The organism is Caulobacter sp., from assembly GCF_035254145.1.
In the GTDB taxonomy this organism is placed as follows: Bacteria; Pseudomonadota; Alphaproteobacteria; order Caulobacterales; family Caulobacteraceae; genus Caulobacter.
The window spans coordinates 1-3,595 of record NZ_DATFAV010000196.1; the positions used below are offsets into that span (position 1 = coordinate 1).

General features: G+C 69.8%; 4 protein-coding genes. 2 read left to right on the forward strand and 2 right to left on the reverse strand.

Translation table 11 applies throughout. From position 1 onward, the window contains the following. Both VJ655_RS11985 and VJ655_RS11990 read left to right on the forward strand, forming a co-directional pair. Positions 1-815 (forward strand): haloalkane dehalogenase (locus tag VJ655_RS11985; RefSeq protein ID WP_324111337.1); only part of this gene is annotated, 815 nt, incomplete at its 5' end. Next, positions 812-1,228: a DUF1330 domain-containing protein gene (locus tag VJ655_RS11990; RefSeq protein WP_324111339.1), complete on the forward strand. Its 417-nt coding sequence runs from the start codon at positions 812-814 to the stop codon at positions 1,226-1,228. The genes VJ655_RS11985 and VJ655_RS11990, both read left to right, overlap by 4 nt. Here VJ655_RS11990 and VJ655_RS11995 read toward each other — a convergent pair. Together VJ655_RS11995 and VJ655_RS12000 are read right to left on the reverse strand one after the other, a co-directional pair. Beyond that, positions 1,225-2,247, reverse strand: coding sequence for a formylglycine-generating enzyme family protein (locus VJ655_RS11995; RefSeq protein ID WP_324111341.1), 1,023 nt, complete (start codon positions 2,245-2,247; stop codon positions 1,225-1,227). The genes VJ655_RS11990 and VJ655_RS11995 overlap by 4 nt on opposite strands. After that, positions 2,235-3,595 (reverse strand): sulfatase-like hydrolase/transferase (locus VJ655_RS12000; RefSeq protein ID WP_324111342.1); only part of this gene is annotated, 1,361 nt, incomplete at its 5' end. The genes VJ655_RS11995 and VJ655_RS12000, both read right to left, overlap by 13 nt.

Sequence of the window (3,595 nt, forward strand, 5' to 3'; positions counted from 1 at the left end):
CCCTGCGCATCCATCACGTCGATGAAGGACCGCGAGGCGAGCGTCCGATCCTGCTGATGCACGGCGAGCCGTCCTGGGCCTATCTCTATCGCAAGGTGATCGCCGATCTCGTCGCGCGAGGACGCCGGGCCGTCGCGCCCGATCTCGTGGGCTTTGGCCGCTCGGACAAACCCGCGCTGCGGACGGACTACACCTACGAACGTCACGTGGCCTGGATGAGCGACTGGCTGGTTCGCAACGACCTGAAGGACATCGTGCTGTTCTGCCAGGACTGGGGCGGGCTGATCGGCCTGCGGCTGGTCGCGGCCTTCCCCGAGCGGTTCGCCGCGGTCGTCGTGTCGAACACCGGCCTGCCCGTCGGCCTCGGCAAGACGGACGGGTTCGAGGCTTGGTTGAACTTCAGCCAGAACGTCCCGGAGCTGCCGATTGGCTTCATCCTGAACGGCGGGACGGCCCGCGACCTCTCCGACGCCGAGCGCGCCGCCTACGACGCGCCTTTCCCGGACGAGCGCTACAAGGAAGGGGCCCGGCAATTCCCGACCCTGGTGCCGATCACGCCCGAACATGCCTCTGTGGCCGAGAACAAGGCCGCCTGGGAGGTCCTGGCCCGTTTCGGCAAGCCGTTCGTCACCGCCTTTTCCGACGCCGATCCGATCACCCGCGGCGGCGAGGCGATCTTCCAGGCCCGCGTGCCCGGCGTACGCTCGGTGACGCTGAAGGGCGGGCATTTCGTGCCGGAGGACAGCCCGGACCAGATCGCCGCCCTGCTGGACGACCTGGTCGCCACGCTCCCGCCGACGGAGTCGGTCGGATGAAGGTCGTCAACGCCGTCTTCCCCGAACCTTTGCAGATCGCCGAGTTCTTCGGCGCGCCCGAGGAAGGCCCGATCGTGATGGTCAATCTGCTGAAGTTCCGGACCAGGGCCGAGTACCCAGACGGCTCCGACGCCCACCTCTCCGGCCGCGAGGCCTATGGCCGCTATGGCGAGGCCGTCAGCCGGCTGGTCGAGGGACTGGGCGGTCGGATCCGCTACAGCGGCGCGGTGACCGGCCTGCTGCTGGGCGAGGTCGAGGCGCTGTGGGACGCGGTCGCCCTGGCCGAATATCCGTCGCTGGCGGCGTTCCAGGCCATGGCCATGTCGCCCGAGATGCACGCCATCGAGCACCACCGAAAGGCGGGACTGGCGGGTCAGCTGAACATCCGCACCCGTCCGGGTCCGGGCTTCTAGCGCTCCCGGAGCACCGTGCGAAAGCCGATGTGCGACGCCCCGCTGTCGGGCGGGCCCGGCGTGCGCGCCGCCGGGCGATAGCGGAAGCAGTAGTCGTCGGCGCACAGGAACGAGCCGCCCTTGATCACGTGCTTGGGGACGTTCGGCTCGGCGGGATCGAGCGCGCGGATCTCCGGCGGCCCGCCGGTCTCGATCACGCTGGCGGGCGCCAGGCCAGGCCGGAACCAGTCGCGGGTCCACTCCCAGACGTTGCCGGCCATGTCGACCAGGCCATAGCCGTTGGGCGCAAAGCAGCCGACTGGCGAGGCCCTGGCCTTGAAGCCGTCGCTTCCCAGGTCCTGAACCGGAAAGATCCCCTGCCAGGTGTTGGCGCGGGGATGCTTCGGGTCCTGGGGCTGGTCCCCCCAGGCGTAGCGTCGCCCGACGAGGCCGCCCCGAGCGGCGAACTCCCACTCGGCCTCGGTCGGCAGGTCGCGGCCCAGCCAACGGGCGTAGGCCATGGCGTCCTCCCAGGCGATGTGGACCACCGGCCAGGCTTGGCGCCCCCGAATGCTGGAGCCTGGCCCTTCCGGGTGGCGCCAGTCCGCGCCGGGGACCACCCGCCACCACCGCGAAGGATCGTCCGACCTCGCTCCCTTCGCCCCCACGAAGACGAGCGAGGCCGGACGCCGCTGCGCCGCCGACAACTGGGCGTAGCGCGCGGGATCGAGCGGCCGCTCGGCCACGGTGCGATAGCCCGTGGCCTCGACGAACCGCGCGAAGGCGGCGTTGGTGACCTCGGTCCGGTCGATCCAGAACGGCGCGACCGAGACGGTTTCAGGAGGCCCCTCCTCCGAGCGCAGCGGCGCCGCGCCCATCAGGAACCTGCCGCCCGCCAGGCGAACCATGCCCGCCGCGCGATGGCCCGGATCGGCGACTGGCAAGTCTGTCAGACAGGCCTTGAGCGACCTGTCGCAACCCGCCAGGGCCAGCACCGCCAGAGCCGTCCAGACGGGGAAAAGCGCCCTCAATTGTCCCAATAGACGTACTCGTCGCTGGGCTTGGCCGGGACGCCGCCAGGATGGTCGACATAGATCGCGCCCGACAGCAGCGAGGGCCAGGCCGGCTTGACCATCTGGCCGTCCAACTGGGCCAGCACGGCCCGCAGCTCCCTGACCTTGTCCGGTCGGGCCTTGGAAAGGTCGCGGCGTTCGGTGGGATCGTTGGCCAGGTCGAACAGCCAGACCCGGTTCGGCTCCTGGGCGACCTGCAGCTTCCAGCCGCCGGCCAGCACCACCTTGTAGCGGCCCGAGCGCCAGTACATCGCCTTGTGCGGATCGCCGCTGACCTGACCCTTCACGAAGGGAACGAGGTCGACGCCGTCCATGACCCGGTCGGCGGGCGGACGCGCCCCGGCCGCGCCCGCGGCGGTGGCGAAGATGTCCACGTGGCCCACCGGACTGCGATAGACCGCCCCCGCCGGCAGCTGGGCGGGCCAGCGCAACAGGAACGGCGTCTTGATCCCACCCTCGAAGAAGGTGGCCTTCCAGCCGCGGTAGGGCCGATTCAGGTCCGGCAGGCCGACATAGTTGGCCCCGCCGTTGTCGGAGGTGAAGATCACCAGGGTGTTGTCGTCCAGTCCCCGGTCCTTCAGCGCCTTGAGCACCCGGCCGACGTTGCGGTCGAGGTTGCGGACCATGGCCGCATAGACCCGCAGCCGATGATCCTGGATCCCGGACAGCGCGTCATAGTCGGCCTTCGGCGCCTGCAGCGGCGTGTGGATGGCGTTGTAGGCCAGGTACAGGAAGAACGGCCGTTTCCGGTTGGCGTCTATGGCCGCGACCGCTTGGTCGGTCAGATAGTCGGTCATGTAGGCGTTCGGATGGAACGGCTGGCCGCCGTTGAACTGCACCGAATAGGGCAGCGCGCCCCACAGGAACTTGTCGATCGGGTCGAAGTCCTGGCGCGACTCCTCGACGGACGGATCCCCGACCGGCGCATAGAGCGAGGCGCCGGCCATGAAGCCCAGGCTCTCGTCGAAGCCCTGGTCCTCGGGCCTCGAGCCCTTGACGCCGCCCAGGTGCCACTTGCCCAGGTGAACGGTGTGATAGCCCCTTGTCTTCAACGCCTCGGCGATGGTCACCTCGGTGGACGGCACGGCCTCGGTGTTGTCGTCCCTGGGCGCGTTCTTCACCTCGGCGGCGTTGAAGCGCGATGGATGCAGCGGGTCGCCGCCGTGGCCGCCGACGACGCGGGAGAAGGCCACCGGCGTCGGCGTGAACTCGAAGCCGAACCGGGTGGCGTAGCGACCGGTCATGATCGCCGCGCGAGACGGCGCGCAGGTCGCGTTTCCGGCGTAGCCGTTGGCGAAGGTGACTCCCTCGTGGG

Excerpts from the sequence above, each read along its gene's own strand:
- VJ655_RS11990 (WP_324111339.1), top strand. The coding sequence starts at position 812 with ATGAAGGTCGTCAACGCCGTCTTCCCCGAACCTTTGCAGATCGCCGAG.